Source organism: Paenibacillus sp. J5C2022 (assembly GCF_025567625.1).
Lineage (GTDB): Bacteria > Bacillota > Bacilli > Paenibacillales > Paenibacillaceae > Pristimantibacillus.
Genome location: NZ_JAOQJC010000005.1, coordinates 193,514 through 216,311, shown reverse-complemented (window position 1 = coordinate 216,311; position 22,798 = coordinate 193,514). Strand labels below are relative to the sequence as shown.

The 22,798-nt window shown below is 51.6% G+C and carries 23 protein-coding genes; 13 read left to right on the top strand and 10 right to left on the bottom strand.

Going from position 1 to position 22,798, the window contains the following annotated elements:
- Positions 1-2 precede the first annotated feature (2 nt).
- The 12 genes from M6D81_RS06220 (at position 3) to M6D81_RS06165 (ending at position 11,720) form a co-directional block, all read left to right on the top strand.
- Positions 3-665, top strand: coding sequence for a redox-sensing transcriptional repressor Rex (locus M6D81_RS06220; RefSeq protein WP_262675957.1), 663 nt, complete (start codon positions 3-5; stop codon positions 663-665).
- Positions 640-1,950 (top strand): amidohydrolase, encoded by a 1,311-nt coding sequence (locus M6D81_RS06215; RefSeq protein WP_262675956.1) that lies wholly within the window; start codon positions 640-642, stop codon positions 1,948-1,950. Before M6D81_RS06220 ends, M6D81_RS06215 begins: the two co-directional genes overlap by 26 nt.
- Before the next feature lie 29 nt (positions 1,951-1,979).
- The gene (locus M6D81_RS06210; RefSeq protein ID WP_262675955.1) at positions 1,980-2,465 is read left to right on the top strand and encodes a hypothetical protein; all 486 of its coding nucleotides are present in this window, start codon (positions 1,980-1,982) and stop codon (positions 2,463-2,465) included.
- A 296-nt stretch (positions 2,466-2,761) separates the two neighbouring features.
- Entirely contained in the window at positions 2,762-3,301 is a 540-nt protein-coding gene (locus M6D81_RS06205) for a hypothetical protein (protein ID WP_262675954.1), read from the top strand.
- Positions 3,294-4,787: an AAA family ATPase gene (locus M6D81_RS06200; RefSeq protein WP_262675953.1), complete on the top strand. Its 1,494-nt coding sequence runs from the start codon at positions 3,294-3,296 to the stop codon at positions 4,785-4,787. The genes M6D81_RS06205 and M6D81_RS06200 overlap by 8 nt, the downstream gene beginning before the upstream one ends.
- 117 nt (positions 4,788-4,904) lie before the next feature.
- The gene (locus M6D81_RS06195; RefSeq protein ID WP_262675952.1) at positions 4,905-5,777 is read left to right on the top strand and encodes a 3-hydroxyacyl-CoA dehydrogenase family protein; all 873 of its coding nucleotides are present in this window, start codon (positions 4,905-4,907) and stop codon (positions 5,775-5,777) included.
- A complete protein-coding gene (locus M6D81_RS06190) occupies positions 5,774-6,979 on the top strand; it encodes an acetate kinase (protein ID WP_262675951.1) in 1,206 nt (401 codons plus the stop codon). Before M6D81_RS06195 ends, M6D81_RS06190 begins: the two co-directional genes overlap by 4 nt.
- A 95-nt stretch (positions 6,980-7,074) precedes the next feature.
- A complete protein-coding gene (locus M6D81_RS06185; protein WP_262675950.1) occupies positions 7,075-7,764 on the top strand; it encodes a DnaD domain protein in 690 nt (229 codons plus the stop codon).
- A 565-nt stretch (positions 7,765-8,329) separates the two neighbouring features.
- A complete protein-coding gene (locus M6D81_RS06180; RefSeq protein WP_262675949.1) occupies positions 8,330-8,746 on the top strand; it encodes a hypothetical protein in 417 nt (138 codons plus the stop codon).
- Between the two features lie 147 nt (positions 8,747-8,893).
- Positions 8,894-9,727, top strand: a complete 834-nt coding sequence (locus M6D81_RS06175; RefSeq protein ID WP_262675948.1) for a hypothetical protein — start codon at positions 8,894-8,896, stop codon at positions 9,725-9,727.
- A 627-nt stretch (positions 9,728-10,354) separates the two neighbouring features.
- Positions 10,355-11,050, top strand: a complete 696-nt coding sequence (locus M6D81_RS06170) for a hypothetical protein (protein ID WP_262675947.1) — start codon at positions 10,355-10,357, stop codon at positions 11,048-11,050.
- Positions 11,040-11,720, top strand: a complete 681-nt coding sequence (locus M6D81_RS06165) for an ABC transporter ATP-binding protein (RefSeq protein WP_262675946.1) — start codon at positions 11,040-11,042, stop codon at positions 11,718-11,720. Before M6D81_RS06170 ends, M6D81_RS06165 begins: the two co-directional genes overlap by 11 nt.
- Before the next feature lie 13 nt (positions 11,721-11,733).
- Here M6D81_RS06165 and M6D81_RS06160 read toward each other — a convergent pair whose 3' ends face one another.
- From M6D81_RS06160 to M6D81_RS06120, 9 genes are all read right to left on the bottom strand, one after another.
- Entirely contained in the window at positions 11,734-12,768 is a 1,035-nt protein-coding gene (locus M6D81_RS06160; RefSeq protein WP_262675945.1) for a MerR family transcriptional regulator, read from the bottom strand.
- A 112-nt stretch (positions 12,769-12,880) separates the two neighbouring features.
- Positions 12,881-13,534, bottom strand: coding sequence for a methylthioribulose 1-phosphate dehydratase (gene mtnB, locus M6D81_RS06155; protein ID WP_262675944.1), 654 nt, complete (start codon positions 13,532-13,534; stop codon positions 12,881-12,883).
- Positions 13,531-14,217 carry a 2-hydroxy-3-keto-5-methylthiopentenyl-1-phosphate phosphatase gene (locus tag M6D81_RS06150; RefSeq protein WP_262675943.1) on the bottom strand — a complete coding sequence of 229 codons (687 nt, stop codon included), beginning with the start codon at positions 14,215-14,217 and terminating at the stop codon, positions 13,531-13,533. Before M6D81_RS06150 ends, mtnB begins: the two co-directional genes overlap by 4 nt.
- The gene (locus M6D81_RS06145) at positions 14,214-15,452 is read right to left on the bottom strand and encodes a 2,3-diketo-5-methylthiopentyl-1-phosphate enolase (protein ID WP_262675942.1); all 1,239 of its coding nucleotides are present in this window, start codon (positions 15,450-15,452) and stop codon (positions 14,214-14,216) included. Before M6D81_RS06145 ends, M6D81_RS06150 begins: the two co-directional genes overlap by 4 nt.
- Positions 15,449-16,318: a pyrroline-5-carboxylate reductase gene (gene proC / locus M6D81_RS06140; protein ID WP_262675941.1), complete on the bottom strand. Its 870-nt coding sequence runs from the start codon at positions 16,316-16,318 to the stop codon at positions 15,449-15,451. The genes M6D81_RS06145 and proC overlap by 4 nt, the downstream gene beginning before the upstream one ends.
- A 31-nt stretch (positions 16,319-16,349) precedes the next feature.
- A complete protein-coding gene (locus M6D81_RS06135; RefSeq protein ID WP_262675940.1) occupies positions 16,350-17,603 on the bottom strand; it encodes a glutamate-5-semialdehyde dehydrogenase in 1,254 nt (417 codons plus the stop codon).
- 42 nt (positions 17,604-17,645) lie between these two features.
- Complete coding sequence (gene proB, locus M6D81_RS06130) at positions 17,646-18,749, bottom strand: glutamate 5-kinase (protein WP_262676019.1); 1,104 nt, start codon at positions 18,747-18,749, stop codon at positions 17,646-17,648.
- Positions 18,750-19,176: 427 nt separating this feature from the next.
- On the bottom strand, positions 19,177-20,358 hold the full coding sequence (locus tag M6D81_RS06125; protein ID WP_317259097.1) for a pyridoxal phosphate-dependent aminotransferase: 1,182 nt from the start codon (positions 20,356-20,358) through the stop codon (positions 19,177-19,179).
- A 102-nt stretch (positions 20,359-20,460) separates the two neighbouring features.
- Positions 20,461-20,904: a hypothetical protein gene (locus M6D81_RS06120; protein WP_262675939.1), complete on the bottom strand. Its 444-nt coding sequence runs from the start codon at positions 20,902-20,904 to the stop codon at positions 20,461-20,463.
- A 137-nt stretch (positions 20,905-21,041) separates the two neighbouring features.
- On the opposite strand from M6D81_RS06120, the gene M6D81_RS06115 reads away from it, so the two are divergent.
- Complete coding sequence (locus tag M6D81_RS06115; protein WP_262675938.1) at positions 21,042-21,845, top strand: carbon-nitrogen family hydrolase; 804 nt, start codon at positions 21,042-21,044, stop codon at positions 21,843-21,845.
- Between the two features lie 28 nt (positions 21,846-21,873).
- Here M6D81_RS06115 and M6D81_RS06110 read toward each other — a convergent pair whose 3' ends face one another.
- On the bottom strand, positions 21,874-22,770 hold the full coding sequence (locus tag M6D81_RS06110; RefSeq protein WP_262675937.1) for a LysR family transcriptional regulator: 897 nt from the start codon (positions 22,768-22,770) through the stop codon (positions 21,874-21,876).
- Between the last annotated feature and the right edge of the window lie 28 nt (positions 22,771-22,798).

Genomic DNA, 22,798 nt, shown 5'->3' with positions numbered 1-22,798 from the left:
AAATGAAGCAAACCAGAATATCCGAAGCTGTAGTCAGACGGCTCCCGTTGTACTTGCAAGTGTTGAACGAGCTTCATGCTCGTGAGGTGCAGACGGTGTCTTCACAGGAGTTGGGAGTGAAGCTTGACCTGAATCCCGCTCAAATTCGCAAAGATCTGGCTTACTTCGGGGAGTTCGGCAGGAAAGGCGTTGGTTACGACGTCGTCTACTTGATCGAGAAAATCCGCCAAATATTAAAGGTGAACCAGACGATAAAGGTCGCATTGATTGGCGCAGGCAATCTGGGTCTCGCACTCTGCAACTACACGAAATACTCCAAAGACAATATGCACATTGCCGCGGTGTTCGACAATCATCCCGCGAAGGTGGGAAGCAGCATCGGAAGTTTGACCGTACAGCCGATGAGCAAGCTTGCCGAATCCATTAAGGAGCATAATATCCGAATCGGCATTATTACCGTTCCCGCCCATGAGGCGCAAAATGTGGCGAATGAGCTGACGAATGCGGGGATTGAAGGCATACTGAATTTCGCGCCGGCTATTCTTCGCGTCCCAGATGAAATCCGCATTCACCATGCGGACTTTACGAAGGAATTGTTGAGCCTGGCTTACTACTTGAATCATGAAGGAGATGAGAACGATGAGTCAGCTATGGATACAGAATAGTCTGTTCGTCACGATGGACGATGATAAGCCTGTTATTAAACGGGGGCACATGTTGGTATCGGACGATCGCATCGCTTATATCGGCGAAGAGGAGCCGCAGACGCAATGGCTGCAATCCGATGTGAAGAAGTTCGATGGAAGCCGCCACGCCATCATGCCTGGCCTCATTAATACGCACGGCCATTCACCGATGACGCTGCTGCGGGGGTATTCGGACGATGAGGCGCTGCAAGTGTGGCTCGAGCAAAAAATGTGGCCGATGGAAGCGCGTTACAGAATCGAAGATGCGCGTATCGGAAGCGGCCTTGCAATCGCCGAGATGCTGCTGAGCGGCACGACGACGTTCGTCGATATGTACGACCGGATGGAGCAGGTGGCGCTTATGACGGAGCAGGCCGGCATGCGCGGCGTGCTGATGCGGGGCGTCATAGGATTGTGCTCGGAGGAAGAGCAGCGCACGAAGCTGATGGAGTCTGTCCAATTCGCGAAGGAATGGAACGGGGGAGCGGGGGGCCGCATCACGACGATGCTGTCGCCGCATGCGCCATACACATGTCCCCCGGCATTCATAGAGCAATTCGTGCAGGCTGCGCACGATTATAACTTGCCGCTGCACACCCATATGTCAGAGACGGCTGCAGAGGTGGAGCAGAACGTTCGCGATTACGGGATCAGGCCGGTGGAGCATCTGGATTCGCTTGGCTTCTTCTCGCGTCCAGCGCTTCTTGCCCATGCCGTACATCTGAACGATGAGGAGATCGCGCTTCTCGCGGAGAGAGGCGCCTCAATATCCCATAATCCTGTCAGCAATCTGAAGCTGGCCAGCGGCATTGCCAGAGTGCCGGATCTGATGAAGGCCGGCGTGAAGGTGTCTCTCGGCACCGATAGCGTCGCAAGCAACAATAACCTGGACCTGTTCCAGGAGATAGCTATGGCGGCCCTGCTTCATAAGGGAGTGTCCGGCGATCCCACTGCCGTGCCTGCCATGGAAGCTCTCAAGCTGGGAACGGTGTACGGCGCGAAGGCGCTGTGGCGCGAAGATATCGGCGTGCTTAGGGAAGGGATGAAGGCGGACTTTATCGCTCTTGATATCGATCAGCCTCACTACTATCCGCTGACGGATATCGTCTCCCACCTGGTGTATGCGGGAAGCGGACGTGATGTGACCGATGTGTGGGTTGACGGCAAGCAGGTCGTTGCCGGACGGAAGTGTCTGTTCCTGGACGAGGAGAAGCTGCGACGCGATGCGCAGGCCAGCTTCGAGCGGTTGCTGCAAGCAACATGAGGGTGATTGACAGGAAGTCACCGCCGCTGATGAATAAGAAGCGATGGCTGGTATTGATTACGGCGTGCCTGCTGGCACTCGCTGTATGGGGCGTATTCTATTATCGCAGCGTTCAAATGCCGAATTGGACCGTAACGCGGGAAGTGAGGCAAGCTGTGACGGAAACGGCAGGCCTGGAGCATATCGATTCTTTGACCAAGCATATCTGGGATGAGGTAACCTGGATCGCGCAAGGGTCGGACGCTTCCGGGCAGTCCGTAATTGTATTTCTGCAGAACGGCGAAGTTATCTTCCGAACGGAAGAAGAGAATGCGATGACGAAGGAAGACATGCTGCAATTATTCGATAGACAGCATGCGGATGCGAAGCTGGTCGCCATTAAGCCGGGATGGTTCAGGGATCAGCCTGCTTGGGAAATGCAATATAAGCAGCAAGGGAGTAATGGCGTGTTTTATCACTTTTATTCCCTTCGAAATGGAGAAGCGCTGGATCATTTTTTCATAGCGACTTACTAGGGCGTGTCTGAAAACCCGCTCAGTGGCACCTTTCACCGCCTTTCCGCCCCCTGCTTCGTTCCGTTTGCTTGACGTACCCCGGGTACGCCTTCACAAACGCGCCTTGCATGGAACGGAAATTCGGCAAAATTTGCTGTCCTCAGAGTTCTCAGACACGCCCTAGACAGAAGCGGAGCGATTATGCTCCGCTTCCTGTTTTTACACCCACTTGATCCCCTCAAGATGTGATATACTTTGATATATCGTCGTTGTATATATTATTATCTATCAAATAGAGACATCGGGAGGGGAAAGCCTTGCAAAAACCGCGTTTGATACCTGTAGTGCTGACAGCGGCTGCTACTGCAGTTCTCCTGTTCGGCGGATGGGGAATATATAAGCAAGTAGCGGTATCTGCTCCCTTGCATGATATGCTGCATGAAGTGAATGGCATTGCTTATGCAGCGGAACCCGTCATTGACAAGGATAAGGTAGCCGTTACTGTGCAATTGTCGGAAGACGCAAGCTTGCGGGAAGTGTACGGGGATATCGCTCGCGAAGTGAAAGATATCGCCGGAGACAAGCAGCTTGAAGTGACGATCAGAGATGAAGCCGATGAAGAGCTGGAACGATTATGGCACGCCTCCTTGTTCGATATTGCAGAGGCGATGGAGACGAAGACCTATTCCGCGATTCCTGCAGCCATGGAGAAGGTCGTACAAGGATCAAATCATATTGAAGTGGATACAGAGATGGACAATAGCAATGTATATATTACAATGAAGAACGGAGCGGCAACCAAGCATGTTGTCTTGCCGCGTACGCCGCAGAAGCTTGGGGTGTGGCCGAATGCGTAAAAGATGGCTAGAGCTTGTCATAGGCGCCGTTCCCGTTGCGATTCTGTTCATGGCTTTCATGGGAGTTAATGTGCTGCCGCTGTTGTTCGCCCTAATGATTGGAGCCGTTCTGTTCCTGGCGATTAGCGGCAAGGGCAAGCTTGCCGCGATGCCGGGCGGAGCCGGCCGAAGCGAATCCAGGATTGCGCCGCTGTCGTTCGATGAGATCGGTGGACAGGAACGAGCGAAGAAAGAGCTTGTCGAAGCGCTTGACTTCCTGGTCAAGCGGGAACAGATCGAGAAGCTCGGAATCCGTCCGCTCAAGGGGATATTGCTGTCCGGGCCTCCCGGAACGGGCAAGACGCTGCTGGCGAAAGCGGCTGCGCAGCATACGGATTCGGTGTATGTCGCCGCATCGGGCAGTGAATTCGTCGAGATGTACGTCGGCGTAGGAGCGGGCCGCATCCGCGAGCTGTTCAAGGATGCCAGAGCGAAGGCGAAGAAGGAGAACAAGGGCAGCGCCATTATCTTCATCGATGAGATTGAAGTGATCGGCGGGAAGCGCGACGGCGGTCAGCATCGCGAATACGATCAGACGTTGAATCAGTTGCTCACGGAGATGGATGGCATCTACGGCAATGAATCGCCGCGTATCTTGCTAATTGCCGCTACTAACCGGAAGGAGATGCTGGATAGCGCCTTGCTGAGGCCCGGAAGATTCGACAGGCATATCGAAGTTACACTGCCTGACAAGAAGGGCAGGCTGCATATTCTGAACATTCATGCGAAGAACAAGCCGCTTCACGAAGGAAGCGATCTCTCGTCTGTCGCTTCACAGGCGTTCAATTTCTCCGGTGCACAGCTGGAGTCGGTCATGAACGAAGCTGCTATCTATGCCATGCGTGAGAACGAAGCGTTCATTACGAACAAGCATTTGACGATGGCGATCGACAAGGTGATGCTTGGCGAACGCACCGATCGCGAGACGACGCATGAAGAGAAGGAACGGGTAGCGCTGCATGAGCTGGGCCATGCGATTATGGCCGAGCTGCTGCGGCCGGGCAGCGTATCGCAAGTCGCCTTGTCGCCCAGAGGCGGAGCGCTCGGTTACGTCCGCCAGCATCCGCAGGATGATCAATATTTGTACACGAAGCGATTCCTGGAATCGCAAATTATGATTGCATTAGGCGGCGCAGCAGCCGAGGAAATCTTCTATGGCGAGCGAAGCACCGGCTCGCGAGGCGACTTCGAGCAAGCGCTGGATCTGGTGAAAACGCTGGTGGAATCCGGCCTGACGGATCTGGGCATCGTAGATGCGGGCATGATTACCAAAATGCAATGGAGCAAGGTGACCGGCGGGATTCTTGACGATTTAATGCAGCGGACGAAGGACATGCTCCAGAAGAAGCAAGATGTCTTCCGTACCTCCTTGCATATTCTGATGGAAGAGGAACAACTATCCGGAGACGAATTCCGGAGCCTGCTGAGCCGACATTCCGCCGCGTAAGCGTTCAACTTTCTAACAATTTGAAGGCAGTGACAGTGACTGCCTTCTTTTTTTATTGAAAACCGTTATAATAAAGGTGCGTGTGAAATTTATGACTTGAAGGAGCATTATCACTACATGATTAAAAAGGTTGGCGTAATCGGCGTAGGCACGATGGGACAAGGCATCGCGGAAATGCTTGCCGCGAACGGACTGGATGTTGTGCTCGTGGAGCAGACTCCGGAGCGTCTCGCTTACGGATTACAAATGATTGAAGTAAGCTTGGATAAGCAAATTGAAAAATGGGCGCTGACGGCTTCCGAAAAGAAGCTGATCTTGTCACGCATTCATACAGAAGGCGGTTACGATGCGTTAGCGAATTGCGAGCTCGTTATCGAGACGATCTCGGAGGATCTGGAAGCCAAGAAAGAAGTATTCCGCCACATTGACGGCATTTGCGCGCAGAATGCCATCTTGGCGAGCAATACCTCGACGCTGAGCTTGACGGAATTGGCCAGTGTAACGAAGCGTCCCGATCGGGTAATCGGCATTCATTTCATATATCCTGTATTCAAGATTGATCTGGTGGAAATTGTGCGTGGACTGAAAACCTCTGACGAAACGTTCAAGGAAACGAAGCATTTCGTAGAGGAGATTATTCAGAAGAAAGGTGTCATGGTATTCGAATCGCCCGGCTTCGTCACGACAAGGCTCATCTGTCTATTCATTAATGAGGCGCTGCATGTGCTGGAAGAAGGCGTCGCCTATGCCGAAGATATCGACGATGCGATGCGAATCGGCTATTCGTTCCAGCACGGGCCGCTGGAGATGGCTGACCGGTTCGGCCTCGATTCCGTCCTCGCTGCGCTGGAGCGTATGTTCAGGGAATATGGCGAGCTGAAGTACCGTCCTTCGATCGTGTTAAAGAAGATGGTGCGTGCAGGCCAGTTGGGCGTGAAGTCCGGCTCTGGATTTTTCAAATACGATAAGGATGGGGACCGGATCTCATGAAAGTACTCGTAATTAACGCAGGAAGCTCTTCATTGAAATATCAGCTGTACGACATGTCGGACGAGTCCGTACTCGCAAGCGGACGGGTTGAACGGATCGGGATGGACTCCTCGATCGTCACGCATGAGCCTGTCGGCGCTCCCGAGGTTCGCGACGTCAGCGAAATACTGGATCATGTAACGGCAGTGAAGCGGGTTATCGATATGCTCACGCACAAGGAGCATGGCGTCGTCACTTCCATGTCGGAGATCGAGGCGGTCGGCCATCGGATCGTGCACGGCGGCGAGGTGTTCAAGAGCTCTGCTCTCGTCACGACGGAAGTGAAGAAGGAGATTAAACGGCTGTTCGATCTTGCACCGCTTCACAATCCGGCTCATATGATGGGCATTACTGCTGTCGAGAATGTATTGCCCGGGGTGCCGCAAGCGGTCGTCTTCGATACGGCGTTCCATCAGACGATGCCGGACACCTCCTATCTGTATCCGATTCCGACCGTATTGTATCGCAGACACGGCGTTCGCCGCTACGGCTTCCACGGCACTTCGCACGCCTACGTGAGCAATAAAGCGGCTCGCGTGCTGAATAAGCCGCTGGAATCGATCAAGATGGTTACCTGCCATATCGGCAACGGTGCCAGCTGCACCGCGATTATGGACGGCAAGTCGATGGATACCAGCATGGGCATGACGCCGTTGGAAGGGCTAATGATGGGGACGCGCAGCGGCGATATCGATCCCGCCATCGTGCCCTACGTCATGAACAAGGAGGAGCTGACGCTGAACGAAGCCAGCTCCATGCTGAACAAGCACAGCGGCATGCTGGCGATATCCGGACTTAGCAGCGACATGAGAGAAGTGACGGAAGCAATGAACGAAGGGGACAAGAATGCGAAGCTGGCATTCGATATGTATGTCTACCGCGTGAAGAAATATATCGGCGCATATGCTGCAGCCATGAACGGAATGGACGTGCTCGTATTCACAGCAGGGGTCGGCGAGAACTCCGCTGTATTGCGTCAAGCCGTTGTGGAAGGATTGACATTCCTCGGAATGGAGCTGGATGAAGAGCGGAATGCCGTACGAAGCAAGGAAGCGCGCGAAATATCGACGGACAATTCCAGGGTGAAGGTGCTGGTCGTGCCGACGAATGAGGAATTGCTCATTGCCCGGGACACCTATGCGCTTGTGAAAGCAGCTCAATAGCAGCAATGGCATGCATGCTTGTATCTTCTGCAGGGGATGCAAGCATGTATTGCATTCGGGGGCCGAAGTGAGATGAGAAGAGGAGAGTGCTGGAATTGAGTGACGAGCTATGGAAGGCCTATTCTCACGGCATGGCGGCCGCAATGGGAGATGGCGGCGCTTACTTGCCGTCCGTTCTGCTGCGCAGCTACAAGGAGCTGGGGCTGTCGGACACGGAGGTTATATTGCTGCTGCAGCTGATGATGTTCCGCGAAGCGGAGCATAATGATTTCCCGACGCCGGAGCAGCTGGCAGTACGGATGGGTGCCAGCGAGAAGAACGTTAGTGCCTGGATCGGAAGACTGATGAAGGACGGCTTCCTCACGATCGACGAATACATAGACGAGACGAATGGGATGCAAGCGGAGCGGTATAATTGGAACGGCTGGCTGCTGAAGGCCGCAGAATGGTCGTCTGATCGGAAGCGTCAATCCAAGCGGGCCGACTACAAGCCGAACGCTTCGCACGTGAAGCGTCAGCTGGAGAACGATCTGTTCACCGTATTCGAGCAAGAGCTGGGCAGGCTGCTGTCGCCGATGGAATGCGAGACGATCAGCAGCTGGCTGGATGTGGACGGCTATACGGAGGAGATTATCCGATTCGCATTGAAGGAAGCGGTATTCGCAGGCAAGCTGAACTTGCGCTATATCGACCGTATTCTGTTCGAGTGGAGCCGCAATCGTGTGACCAATCCCGACGAGGCCAGAGCCCACGCGAAGCAGCACTACGGAACAAGCAAGCAGTAAGAGCGTAATTCGATTAATTATGTGGTTCAACTTTGATCCAGAAACAAAAGCTGACGAAAGATTTCTATATTTCAAGAATGTTATAAGATGATTTCTGTATGTATCAGAGGTCATCTTTTTTCTTCGGCATGAGTGCTGTATCTACAGGGTGAAGTTCCTCATGTGATAGGCACTACCTGAAAGATGGCGGTATAATTCCATGAATCTCATATAAGGCTAACGTTTGTTGGAGAAGTATACTATTCAACGCAAAGTTCTTATTGCAGAAGGCGGAGAGAGCCAATTAGGCAAATGATTGAAGAGAAAGATTACTTTCCAACTGACCGTTTTTTCTTTTTCAGACATTTATAAATCTAGTGCAACCTGATGGGTCATTTCCGGGTTTCTATTTATAAGTTAGGAATGATCAGGGTACTTTTTTAGTTTTTTATGTAGCTGCATTTTCGTAATTTAGGTTGAAAAAATAGTTCTGTTCGCCTAGTGACATTTAATAGAGTTTGAACTAATATTAATTTGGGTACCCAAAAATAAACAAAAAAGTAAATTGATGGAGGGAAAATTTAAAATGAAGAAAAAAGGTAAACTGATGGCTATCGCCACACTAGCATTTTCCGTAGTGTTTGCAACTTCAGCTTTTGCTGTCACAGCTACTTTCACGGGCAGTCTACCTGCTAATCAAGGCGATACTGAGATTAGTACCGCAGCGAGAGCTAATGATGCTACTGCTGTGAAGTATTTCAGCATCAAAATCACAAAATTAGACAGCGGAACAGCCGTGAGAGCATGGACAGAAAAGGAAGGTGCTTGGGGAAGTCACCCTAATCTTTCAGATCCATATAATCAAGTAGCTTACGATAAGGCATATCACACGATAAGCTATGACACAGTACCTGCTAAAGGTACTAACGTAATTTTAAACCTCGACAACCCTATCGTTACATCTTCTTCAGTTGCTGTTGAGGGTGAATGGAGTCCTAACTAATAGGATCGATTTATGTTTTTGAGATTTGGAACAAACATGGGGACATGTAATTTATGTTGCCATGTTTGTTCATTTTACAACTTGGGGGGGACTCCTCATAAAACGATCTTGTCGAAGGAGAGGAAAAATCGAGTGAGGAATTCGCTTGTGAATTATCTGAAAATTGATTTCAAAAGACTGATAACAGATAAAAAAATAGTAATCACAGTTTTGATATTGCTTATTATTGCTGTGATTGATCCCATCACAGTAGCTAGACATTTTTCTAATAATGCTCAAGCAGCTCAGACAATTGGGCAGAACCCGTTCCAATTCTGGATGTTAATGAATTCTGTAAGTTGGGGGAATCATATATACAATACTGCATTTTGGATATTTGCTGTGCTATTTACCGGGTTAATCTATCATGAAGATAAGAACACTTCATTGTATATGTATCAAATTACTAGAGGAGGTAAAGGTGCGTATTTTATTTCAAAGTTCATTTCAACGAGTACACTGTCGTTCCTTGCAGTATTCGTTACTTTGGAGATTAATGTTTTAATGACCTATACGCTATTCCCTGACACAGTCCATAAGACAGAGCAATATAGTTTCTCCATTCCGCAAAAAGGAAGCTTTGTATATGATGCTTTTTTGTCGAATCCAATGAATATGGTTCAAATTTATACATTGATGAATGCCTTAGCCATCTCTATGTTCGTTGTGTTTTCACTTTGCATTAGTATGTTATTAAATTTAAAGAATAGGTACGTTATACTTATCATTCCTGTCATTATCCTATATGGCATTAGCTATATCGCTGATTCCTACCCGAGTCTATCCCTCTATAACATTCGGATCATATTGCAGCCTCTAGCGGCAGTTGGGATAACAGGGATAAACTGGCAAGTTGTGATCTTCGTTATTGGAGGATGGATGTTGGTGAATGTATTGTTAATGGGTGCAGTTTTTTATAAAACGAGAAATTGTTATGATTAGATTTCTATTTGTCTGCGCGTTCACCATCTATATCGCAATGAGCGGAATCGTATTCTTGTTTAAATTGCCTGCTGGTCATATTTGGTTCAATCAATGGATATTTGATAAGTTCTATGTGTTTCAATTTATTTCTGTCATTACTGTTGGCTTGGCTATTGAAGGCAGCTACTTTAATCAGTTATCGTATGTCCGAATGGAAAATAGAAGACAAATACTCAAAAGAGAATTGCTCGGATATTATACATTAGGGTTGCTCTGTCTAAGTATTATGTTCCTGTTTATTATACTCGGAGCATTGTTACTTAGAGAACAGAGTTTTATGCTGCAGCTGACAGACTGGTATTTCAGATATTTATTAGGGGTTATCATATTTGCAAATATAATGTCTTGTTTGAAGTGTACTAACAACAGGAGTTTGAGAAGACATTGCACAATAATGGTGTTTTCATGGATGGCTTTAGAACTTCTGGTGTTTATACCATTTATCGAGAAATTCTCTTCACTAGATACAGGCTTGTTATTTTCATGGGTCTTTCACAAAGGATCGGCATCTTATTACTGGATGATAGGTATAGTTTTGATTACACTACTATTAAACATCAGGATTAATGAGAAGAGGGATTTTATATGATCAGCGTGTTCAGGCATGTAAAACCATTCTCTCTTATTACTTTAGTGGGAAGCATTCTGATTAGTTACGGTTATTTGAAAAGTACTGGCATCAGTGATCCTGCAACAATGTTTCAAACTGTGTTTGGAGGTAAGCCTTTAAATGAAATATTATTAAAAAGCTTATTCGTTATGATAGTTTTATTATTGCAGGTTACACTTATTGACTATATTGCCTTTTATGTTGATAATTCTGACAACTTATTAGTTCGATATGGGAATAAAAACGCTTGGTTAAAAGCTTTATTAAAAGGAGCTTTAATGATTACCGCAGCATTTGTTATACTGTTTTATTTGATAGCATTGCTTTTTGACATCGTTTCAAATGATTTCAAAGGGTTTCAAACCATCAATATGAATACGGTTGAGGTTATAGCGCGAGTCTACTTGTTTTGTGTAATTATAGCTTTTGCTCAGGTATATCTATTACTGAAGTTTACGAAAGCAAATACGTTTATGATAATGGTGAGCATTTTAATTTTTTTAGCTTTGACCAATCATTATCAGGACGCTTTTTTTTATATTTTGCCTCGATCCAGTAGCCCAATGACTACAATATTACATGTTCTTGAAAGTATAGTCCTTGTTATCGTGCTAGTTGTCCTTATTCAAAGAAATATGATTACGAAGGAGTTGTCCTTTCATGAAGATTGAAACAACCAATTTCACCAAGGTAATCGGTAAAGTTAATGTTCTTGACAATATAAATGTGTCTTTAGAAAGTGGAAATATATACGGAGTAGTGGGTAGGAACGGAAGCGGTAAAACCATGCTTTTGAGAATGGTCGCTGGCCTAATACTGCCCACTAATGGAGAGGTTAGAATAGATGGGAAAGTGTTGGGGAAGGATATTTCATTTCCTGATAAGTTAGGCATATTACTTGAAAAACCAAGCTTCCTAGGTCATCTAACGGGATATGCGAATTTACAAATGTTAGCTAAAATAAGAAATGTAACTAAAAATGAAGATATCCAATATTATATGAACATGCTTGGATTAGATTGGGAAAATGATAAAAAATTCAAAAAGTACTCATTAGGAATGAAGCAAAAATTAGGGATTATTCAGGCTATCATGGAAAACCAACAAATTATCATATTAGATGAACCTTTTAATGCCTTGGACGAAACTTCTGTGGGAACATTAAGAGAGGTGTTAGAGAAGCTGAGAGCAGAGCAAAAGCTAATCGTAATGACATCTCATAACAAAGAAGATATCCAATTATTATGTGACCACACCTTTACGATCTCTGATGGAAAAATAATAAGTACTCATAAAAATATAAAACACGAGAATGATCTGATCACTGCTAGAGACGCATAATGGTTCCCCGCTTTTACATTTTCACAGCAATAATAATGTGAATCGACTCCGTTATATGCCGGGAGACAACATCATAATGATGCTGCTTTAGCCAGCCCGTCAGCTCAGACAGAGTGGAAGGTGTGATGGCATGAGCAGCTTCTTCGTGATTCGGGCTTTTAGGCTTATCTGCCTGTTGACTCCCGCTTTCAATCGCCATTAATCCCGAAATGACCAGTCTTCCGCCGACCAGCAGCACACGGTCCATCTCTTGGAGTGCAAGCAGCTGCTGCTGGCGGTCAAGATATTGCATGGCAAAGCTGGTTGCGATGAAGTTGTAATGGCTTGAAGCAACAGGTAAGCTGAGCATATTGCCGCGCCGTGCCGTAACTTGTGGCACTCGCTGGCGTAAAATGGCTAGCATCCCCACCGATTGCTCCACAATTGTCAACTGCGCTCCCGATTCGGCCAGCAGCATCGTTAAATTGCCGCTGCCCGCTCCCAGCTCAAGTCCCTTTTCTTCCATTTGCGGATCAAGCCATTCCAGTGTTTGCGCCAGTGCTGCGTCATAAGCGGACGGGCTGATGAAATGTTGCAGGACGGTCAGAGGAGCATGCGTACCGTATTGCCGCGCAATGCCGTCAAAGTCCCACTTATCGCTCCACTTATCGCGCAGGCTGCGGATGGAGCGAATGTTCTCAGCGGCTGCTTCTGCTTCATCTAACGATATGTTTTCCTTTTGATGCCATCGCGCTAATGTTTCATCGAAGGCACGCAGCATTTGCGAAGCAGCAAGCCATTCTTCGTAAAGCTTTCCCCGGGCGGCATCCACTTTCTCCAAAAAGGCACTCGGCTTATCGATTGAAGCAAGCGCATTTTTAATTTGGGCGATGGATAATCCAAGCTCTCTCAGCGCGACAATCCACCGCAGCCGATCCACATCGGTATCCTTGTATATTCTGTAGCCGTTATTGTCTTGTTTGACCGGGGCAATGAGACCCTTCTCTTCATAGAAGCGCAAAGCCCGGGGGCTTGCTCCTACCTTGGCGGCCGCTTCATGCACTCTCACCTGTCACACCTCCTGTCCTTCATTGTGAACGTTGACGCTGCGTCAAGGTCAAGCGGATAAGCAAAACTCCTCATCTCCGGGATTCGCCGGGATGAGGAGTTCTGCTGTCTTATTACTGGCCGCTTCGCTTCAGCAGCTCCCAGCGATACACATATTCGAAAATGAATTCAAATGCCTCCAGATGCCGCTTCGCTTCGAAAGCGTTGGCGCCCCAGGCGTAAATGCCGTGCTTCCTGAGCAGAATGCCGGGAATATGCTTCTGGATGCGTTCCGTCACCTCAGGAATGATGGAAGGGATATGGGCGAAATTGGATACGATCGGAATGTCAATATGCGCTTCCTCGTCCCAAATATTAAAGCCCTTGATCAGCTCTACGCCATCGACTGGCACGGAATTCCGGTCCCAGAAGTATTCGGAGATGACGTTGTTCCATACGGTGTGCACATGGAATATGGCACCAGCGCCCGTCAGACGATAGATTTCGCAATGAATGAGCGTCTCGGCGGATGGCTTAAGCGAGGTCTGCTCGCATGGCTTGCCGTGCTGATCCACGAACAGGTAGTCTTCGGGCGTATGCACTGTCTTGTCCTTGCCGCTTGCCGTAATCGCGAATTGGAAATTATTGGGCTGATAGTCGCCCACCCGAATGGACAGATTGCCGCTCGTACCCGGGAACCAGCCGCGGGATGCGAATAGCTCCTTCACTTCACGAAGCTCCAGCAGCGCGCGTTGCTTGTCTTCTAACGCAATTTGTTCAAAGCTCATGTTACATTAATCCTTTCTGCTTCCAAGGCGTGAATGATATCGTGGAATGTCTCATATTCGTTATGCGGTATGCCGAGCTCCCGGCATTTCTCGGTCAGATGAGAGCGGGAGAAGACGATATCCGCCTGCTTGGCGCCTTCGAAATCCGTGACGCTGTCTCCGATAATAATCCGCTCGTACCGGCTTGCCGGATAACGGCGCATAATCGTCGTCTTGCACATGCCGCAATCGTTCGCACAGTGCTCATCGCATGGATGCGGCCACAGGATCTCCGTCTGCGCGCTGCTGAAGTCGCTGCCGTTGCAGAATATATGCTCCTTCGGAATGCCGAACGGCTCCAGCAAAGGAAAGACAAAGAAATCAATCCCCCCGCTCGTCACGAGCACTTGGATATCATTCGAATTACAGTAATCGAGAAATGTCTGGAAACCTTCTCGAATGCGTGCGTTGGATATACTGTATTGAATCATCTCTTCTTTCATGGAAGAGGGGAGGAGACGGAACATATGTCCTACCCCTTCTTTGATCGAGAGCTCGGTAGCGATAGTACGGCTAGCGATGTCTTCCCAGCCTGGCGGATTGAAATGCTTGATAAGCGCGATGATGTTGTCATTGACGGTGATGGTTCCGTCGAAGTCGCAAAATACGATGCGTTTCTTGTCTGTTTTTTGCTTGATGCTCATGATGTCTTGATCCCCCATGCTTCAATTGCTGCCTTCAAAGGCTCATGGCCCGCTTGACTCGCGGCTTCTACCAGCGGCACGCCGTTCATGGCGGCTGCAATCGCTTGACGGAATGCGGCACCGCCGGCTTCCGTACCCATAGGATGACCGTGAATGCCGCCGCCGGCATTGACTACGACTTCATGGCCGAAGTCCTGCAGGATAAGCGGCACGAGACCGGGATGAATGCCGGCAGATGGAACGGGGAGGCTTGTCCGCAAGTTGTGCAGCGGCTGCAACAAGGCTTCCTTAATAGCCAGATTCTCCTCCTTCGGCATGACGACAGAGCCGTAAGGGGAAGGGAACAGCACCAGATCGGCACCGGACAATCGCATCAGCTTGCCGAGCAAGAGCGAAGCGCTCATTCCGTAATGGGGCGAAGGATAGATCGCCCCGGCCATTGCGGGATGGGCCGCAATGGGAACGGAGATGGAAGGATCGCTGCTCAGCTCGTGCAATACGTCGTAGCCGTATGCCAGTACGTTGAACAGCAGCGCGTTCGCGCCTGCTGCAATCGCTCTGCGGGCGTTGTCCGCCAGCTTGGAGGTCGGTCCGGTCAAATTGACGGCATATAGCAGCTTTTGGCCCGTCTGTTCCTCGGTTTGCCGCGCCGCTGCCATACAGGCTTCCACGCGCTTCTCCAGCGGGGTAAGCGGGTTCTCGAATAATATTTCGTCATCCTTGATCAAGTCGACACCGCCCATTGCCTGCCGGTAAAACTGCTCCTTCAAATTCGCCAGATCGTGACCGACGACCGATTTGAAGATGCTCATCAGCAGAGGGCGGTCATGCACGCCAAGCAGTTGTCTGACGCCTTGCAGTCCGAGCTTGGGGCCCGGGAACGCGGATGCGAACGATTCCGACACGTCAAGATCCATGAGCTTGATGCGTCCATCCATGCTCAGCTTGCCGAATACGGTGACGAGCAGCGCCGGCAGATCCCTGCTGAAGTTCAGGTCCGGATAAGCGATGGCAATATCGGCATAGCGACTGCCGGGGACCATATCTTCAGGCTCGTGTACGGTAACGGACACCACCTTTCCCAGATGCTTCTCCATTTCCGCTTTTTTCGCTTGCGGCAGCTCCGTCCAGCTTCCCACCGTAAGACCGACCGCGATGGACTGGGCTTTCTTGTGGAAATCGGCCTTGTCGTCATAAGCTCTGTAAGTTGCAATACATACGCTGCTTGTTGTCATTGCGCAATACTCCTTTCAATCGCTTCGCCCAGCTCGTCGGCTCTGTCCGCGCTGCGGCGCATCCCGCTGACGACCGTGTGCGCCAGCTGGCCTTCCGCCATCACGCGAAGCGCCGCTTCTGTCGTCCCGTTCGGCGACGTAACCTTCCTGCGCAGCTCGGCAGGATGCTCTCCGGTCGTCCGGGCCATCTGGGCTGCGCCAAGTACGGTCTGTATGACGAGCTCGCGCGCCGCATCCTCCGTCAAGCCGAGCTCGCTGGCGCCTTGCATCATCGCTTCCATGAAGGCGTACACATACGCGGGTCCGCTGCCGGATACGCCGGTGATGGCGGACTGAAGCGATTCCGCCACTACGGTAATGATGCCTATGGATTGGAATATCGCTTCTGCGATTCCTCGCTGTTGTTCCGACACCGCTGTCGAATAGCTAATGCCTGTCGCGCCCAGCCCGATCGTGCTGGAGGTGTTGGGCATCGCTCTGACAATTGGCTGATCGCCGCCAAGCAGCTGTTCCATCGATGCGATAGACAGTCCGGCGATGACGGATACAACGAGCTGGCGCGGCGACAGGAGAGGCTTCAGCTCATCCAGCGCCTCCGCCGCATCCTTGGGCTTCATGGCCAGGAAGATAATGTCGGCTTCGCGAAGGCTGCCTTCGTGGGAACAACCCTGCAGCTTCGTTCGTACGCCGTACTGTTGATGGAGCTCCGCCAGACGGTCTTCATTGCTCCGGTTCAGCATCGTAATGCGATCGGCTTGAATCAGTTCATTGCTAATGACGCCGCGGGCGATCGCTTCCGCCATGGAGCCAGCGCCGTAGAAGCATATTTGCATGGAGGCAATGCTGCCTTGTGTAAGTGTAGACATGATGATTTCCCTCCTTGGTAGCTTTATGTGGTTATCCTCTTATTTGGCCGGAGCCGGCAATCCGGTATTTCATGGACGTCAAGGCAGGCAAGCCCATAGGTCCGCGCGCATGCAGCTTCTGCGTGCTGATGCCTATCTCTGCGCCGAACCCGAATTCGAAGCCGTCGGTGAAGCGAGTGGAGGCGTTGTGGTATACAGCCGCCGCATCCACTTCCTGCATGAACCGCTCTGCATGCTCTGCATTCTCTGTCACGATGCATTCGGAATGCTTCGTGCCGAATTGGCGAATATGGGCCAGCGCTTCGTCCAGGTTCTCCACAATCCGTATGTTCAAAATATAGTCGTTGTATTCCGTCGCGTAATCGGATTCCTCCGCAGTCGAGAGGCCATCAACGATCGCTTGCGACTTGCTGCAGCCCTTCAGTTCAACACCTGCTTCACGCAGCCGCGCTGCGAGAGCGGGAAGGTGCTTGCCGGCATGGCTGCTGTGTACAAGCAGCGTCTCCATCGCATTGCAGACGGAGGGGCGCTGCACCTTGGCGTTGAAGGCAATGTCGGACCCCATGTCGGGCAGGGCGGATTCGTCGATATAAGTATGGCAGATGCCGGCTCCCGTCTCAATGACCGGGACAGTCGCATTCTCCACGACGTTGCGAATGAGCGATGCGCCTCCGCGGGGAATCACGACGTCGAGCAGACCGTTCAATTTCAGCATTTCGTTGACGGAAGCGCGATCGGAATCTTCAATGAGAGCAATTGCATCCTGTGGCAATCCCGCCGCTTCAAGCGCCTGCTTTAATATAGCCACGATCGCGCGATTGGATTCCAGCGCGGCTGAGCCGCCTCGCAGCACGACGCAGTTGCCCGTCTTCAAGCAGAGACCCGCAGCATCGACAGTCACATTGGGGCGCGCTTCGTAGATCATCCCGATGACGCCTAGCGGCACACGCACGGCTCGGATGGATAATCCGTTAGGTCGCTGGAAGTCGTCCAGCACAGTTCCTACCGGATCGGGCAGCGCGGCAATCTGACGCAATCCCTCGGCAATTCCGGCGATACGAGCGCTGTCCAGCGCCAGCCGGTCGAGCAGGGAGACGCTTGTGCCGTTGTCGCGGCCGCGGGACAAGTCTTGCCCGTTCGCGGCAATAATGTGTTCCTGATGCTCCAGCAGGGCATCGGCCATCATGAGCAGAGCCTTGTTCTTCTGTTCCGTTGTCATACGATTCATTATGGCAGCTGCTTCTTGCGCCAGCATCGCCTTCTCTCTTACCTCGCTTACAGTCATGTGATAGCCTCCTGTCATTACATGAAATAAAACGCAAATGAACTAAAGCGTTACCCACTCGTCGCGATGAATAACTTCCAGCCTAGCTACCTCTACGCGGCGCGACACATCATCGGAGCATAATCCGGCTGCCGCCTGCAGCTGCCAGGTGGCATAATTAACGACGCCTCTGCCGATCGGGTTCCCGCTGCTGCTCCGGACCTCGACGACATCGCCGGGATGGAAGTCTCCTTCACAGCTCGTTACGCCTGCGGGCAGCAAGCTTCTGCCCGCAGTGAGCAGCGCTTGCTCGGCTCCTTCATCCACTGTGATCACACCGGTGGGTATGGAATGGAAGCCCAGCCACTGCTTCTTCATCGGCAAGCTGTGCAGCTTCGTGTCGAAGTAGGTGCCTCGTCCTTGTCCGTTGACGGCGAGTCTCAATTCGCCATCCTGCTGCACTTTGCCGATGAAGGCGGAGACGCCGCCCCGCATGGCGATACGCGCGGCTTCAATCTTGGACCGCATGCCGCCTGTGCCGATCGCTGAACCGGCACCGCCGGCTAGCTTGAGGATATCTTCCGATATCCGGTCGACTCGCTCAATCTTGACCGCTTGCGGGTTTTTGCGAGGGTCTTCCGTATACAGGCCGTCCATATCGGTAATGATGACCAGCTTGGCAGCGCGGGTCATGGCCGCGACAAGCGCGGACAAATGATCGTTGTCTCCAAATTTTAGCACAAGTTCATCCGTAGCAACGGTATCGTTTTCGTTAATAATAGGAATAATGCGCTGCTTCAGCAATTCATCAACCGTCATTAAGGCATTGTTCATTCTGCGGCGGTTGGAGAAGTCGGCCCGCGTCAGCAGGATCTGGGCAGCGACAAGCTCGTAGCGGGCCAGCTCCTCCTGATAAGCCTGCATGAGCAGCGCCTGACCGACTGCGGCAGCGGCTTGCTTCTCATGTACGGCCTTCGGACGAGCCGTATAACCGATTCTCCGGAATCCGGCCGCCACGGCTCCGGAGGTGACGAGCAGCACTTCGCAGCCCTGCCTGTGAAGCGAGGCCAGCTCTCTGGCGAAGTAGGCAATTCGCTCCCGGTTCAATCCGCCTTCTTCCGTGTTAAGCGAGCTGCTTCCGATTTTAACCACTATTCGTTCCATCATCATCGATCCCGTCCCAATCCATAATCAGATGTATATTCCTTGCGCAGCAAAAAAAAAAAGACCCCCGTCCCCATAAAAGGACGAAAGTCTCGGCTTCCGCGGTACCACCTTTGTTGATGAGCGCTCTTAAAAAGGCATTCATCCAGCTCTGGCCTGATAACAGTAGGCGCTGTCCGGCTTGTCGCCGGCCGTTCGGGGATAGGCTTCGGCAATGGCCTCTCGGTAAATTCTCGCAGCCAATGGAATTTACTCTCTGCACGCGGCTCAACTTGCTTACTGGTCCCGTCGTTACGTTATGTGTTCAATTGTAATAAGAATATCACGATCTCAGGGTGCTGTAAAGAAAGGCAAACGCACGATTGCCGCGGATCCGTGACCGCTGCACGCCGACTGTAACAGGTAACGAACAATGAGGCAGAAAGGACGGTCAGAACAAGCCGAGCTTGCCGATCCGCCGAACAGCCTCGCGCAAACGCGCTTCGTCGGCCAGCAGCCCCAGCCGGACGTAGCCTTCGCCATGCACGCCGAAGCCGTTCCCGGGAGCGACGACCACGTTCGCTTCCTGCAGCAGCTTGTCGGCGAAGCTCTCCGACGTGTAGCCTTGCGGCACCGGCAGCCAGCAGAAGAAGGAGCCGCTTGGCTTCTTCGCACGCCAGCCGATACTGTCCAGCTCCTGGAACAGGGCATCGCGGCGCTGCTCGTAGCGAGCGGTCAAGTCGGAGACGCATTGCTGCGGTCCGGTCAATGCCAGCGCGGCGGCCTCCTGAATACCGCCGAACAGACTGCAATAATAATGATCCTGAATCGTGTTGATGAGGGCGATGATGTCGCGATTGCCCAGCGCGAATCCGACGCGCCAGCCGGCCATATTGTATGTCTTCGACAACGTGTAGAATTCAATGCCGACTTCCTTGGCCCCCGGTGTCTGCAGGAAGCTGACCGGTCTGGCTCCGTCGTAGCCGATTGCTCCGTAAGCGAAGTCGCTGGCCGCCACGATTCCGTGCTTCCGTGCGAACGCCACGACCTCCTCATAGAAGGAAGCGTCTGCAGTCGCTCCTGTGGGATTGTTCGGATAGTTCATGAACATCAGCTTGGCCTTGCGAGCCGTCTCTTCATCAACGGCGTGAAGATCGGGCAGGAAGGCATGTGCTTCCTTCAAGGGCATGAAGAACATCTCTGCACCTGCAAGCGCTACGCCGGACCAGTAATCGGGATAGCCGGGATCGGGGACGAGACAGACGTCGCCCGGGTTCAGCAGGCATTGGCTGATTTCGACCAATCCCGTCTTGCCGCCGAACAGAATGGCCACTTCGGTCTGCGGGTCCAGTTCGACGTTGTAATCCGCCTTGTAACGCTCCGCCACCGCATTCTTCAAGAACGGGTAACCGCTGAAGGGAGGGTATTTATGGTAGAGCGGATTGGCAGCCGCCTCTTGCAGCCTGGCGACAATATGGGCGGGAGTCGGCTGATCGGGATTGCCTTGCCCCAGATTGATTACGTCATGCCCTTCCGCAATTCGGTCATTGGCCTTTGCGACCAGATTGGCGAAAAATTGCTTCGGCAGTGCCGACATTCTGTCGGCTGGCGCCGCTTTCCATTGCATATCCATCAAAACATCATCACTCTCCGCGCACGCTACTTTTTGTGTTCAAATATAAATAATGTAGCATGAACGCGACAAGATTTGAAGAACAACCCCGCAAAATCGGCTCTAGCCGGCAGGTATGCCTATCTTCTTGATAAAAGGAGCGATATCTGCATTGAACAGGAACAGATAGGGCCGTTTGTTTTGGTCAAACAATAGCAGGGTCGGCGGTTTGTCCTTACAATAGAACAGGAACAAGTCATTCGACACGATAGAGATGTCTCCTGCCTTCACTGTCGCGGGGGATGACAGAGGCAAGCGGTATACATAACTGCAGCTGTCATCGGCCGTTAGTTGGGGAGCAAGACCCGTTACGGATTTCAGCCAGGACATCGCCATCTCCTGGAACTCGCTGTCGTTAGGCACGCTTTTGATGACTTTCCCTGCAGCTACGTCGAACGCTTGCACAGGCAATAGCGGAGCTGCGGTCATTTCCTTCGCGGATACCGGTACCGCGCAGCATGCAAGCAATATTGCGGCAGATAAGAGCATTCCATATATTTTGCGCAATGGATAACGCCTCCTTATAATTAAATTTCGCCATGACTGATGGCATTCATTGCTTCTTCTGTTACGTTGCCCATCTTGACAGGGAACCATGAGCCGGTATGATTAGGGAAATAAACCAACTGGGGAGGAACTGCATCATGAGTAAAAAATTGCGGCTCGCGATGATACAAATGGGTATTAATGCCGGAAATCCGGAAGCCAACTTCGCATCGCTGGAACGAAAGCTGAACGAGGCGGTGGGAGCCGATCATAAACCGGACGTTATCCTGTTCCCGGAAATGTGGAATACGGGTTACGCCTTGACTGAAATCAGACAATTGGCCGACCCGGAAGGTAAGCGGACGAGGGAATTGCTATCGGAATTCAGCAAGCGGCACAGCGTCTATATCGTAGGGGGATCGGTCGCAGAGCTGCGTGACGGCGAAGTATTCAATACGATCTATGCATTCGATCGCGAGGGAGAGCAGATTGGCGATTACTCCAAAATGCATCTGTTCCGTCTTATGGATGAAGAGAAATACTTGGCTGCGGGGGACAAGCACGGCAAACTGACGATCGATGGAGAACAGGCAGGCATGATGATCTGCTATGACATCAGATTCCCGGAGCTGGCGCGCGGACTTGCGCTCGAAGGCGCCAAGCTGCTGTTCGTGCCCGCGGAATGGCCGAATCCGAGGCTCCATCACTGGAGAACGCTGTTGACCGCGCGCGCAATCGAGAATCAAATGTACGTCATTGCCTGCAATCGTATGGGGCAGAGCGGAGATACGACTTTCTTCGGCCATTCCATCGTTGTCGACCCGTGGGGGGAGATCGTGGCCGAGGCAGGGGAAGAAGAGACCATATTGCATGCCGAGATCGACATGTCGCTCGTGGATTCCGTTCGCGCTACGATTCCTGTATTTGAGGATAGACGTCCGGCGTTGTATTCGAAAAACTGAATGTAAAAGACGATGGGCAGCTGCCATGCTATACATGGTAGCTGCCCATCGTCTTGTTGAGCGTCTCGATGAAGGCTTGTGCTGCTTTGGACAGGTAACGCCCTTTTCGGCTTGCTACCACAAGTGTCCTGGTCGGCTTGGCGCCGAGCGGCAAGTATACGGGGGCGAACTCCTCTCCGCGGGAGCGCGTCAGCATCTTCGGTACGAAGCCGATACCCATACCGCCCGCTACAAGCGATTGAACAGTCTCGATATTGCTGCTTTCGAATACGATGCGGGGGGTGAAGCCGGCCTGCTGGCACAGCTCCACCGTAATCTGCCTGAAGCCCTGGCCTCGCTTCAATCCGATGAACGGCTCATCGGCGAGCCGCGAGATGTCCACCGGACTCTTCTCTGCCGCGAGAGCATGCTGCGGGGGGACAGCCAGACAGATTTCTTCCTCCAGATACGGCGTCCAAGCCAGCGAGCTGTCGATGAGCGGCAAGGACAGCAGGCTCAGGTCCGTTCCGCCGCTGGCGGTCAGCTGCTCCAGCTTCGCTGTAGTATCCTCTACCAGCGAGACTTCAATCTGGGGATACATGGCTCCGAAGACGGGCAGCACGAGCGGCAGCACATGGGAGCCGGTGATGGGCAGTGTGCCGACGATCAGCCTGCCGCGGCGCATCTCGCCCATGTCATCCATCTCTTGCTTGAGCTGCTCCACGGCATCCAATATATGCTGTGCCTTCTGAACGAATACTTCGCCTGCATGCGTCAGCTCGACGGAGTTGGTCGTGCGCCGGAATAGCATCAGTCCCAGCTCCTGCTCCAGCTTGGACAGCTGCTGGCTTAGCGAGGGCTGTGCAATATGCAGCTTGTCGGCGGCCCGGGAGAAGTTTTTCTCCTGGGCGATATGAATGACATAATTCAGTTGACGGAGTTCCAACACGACGCCTCCCTTTCGTATGAGATAA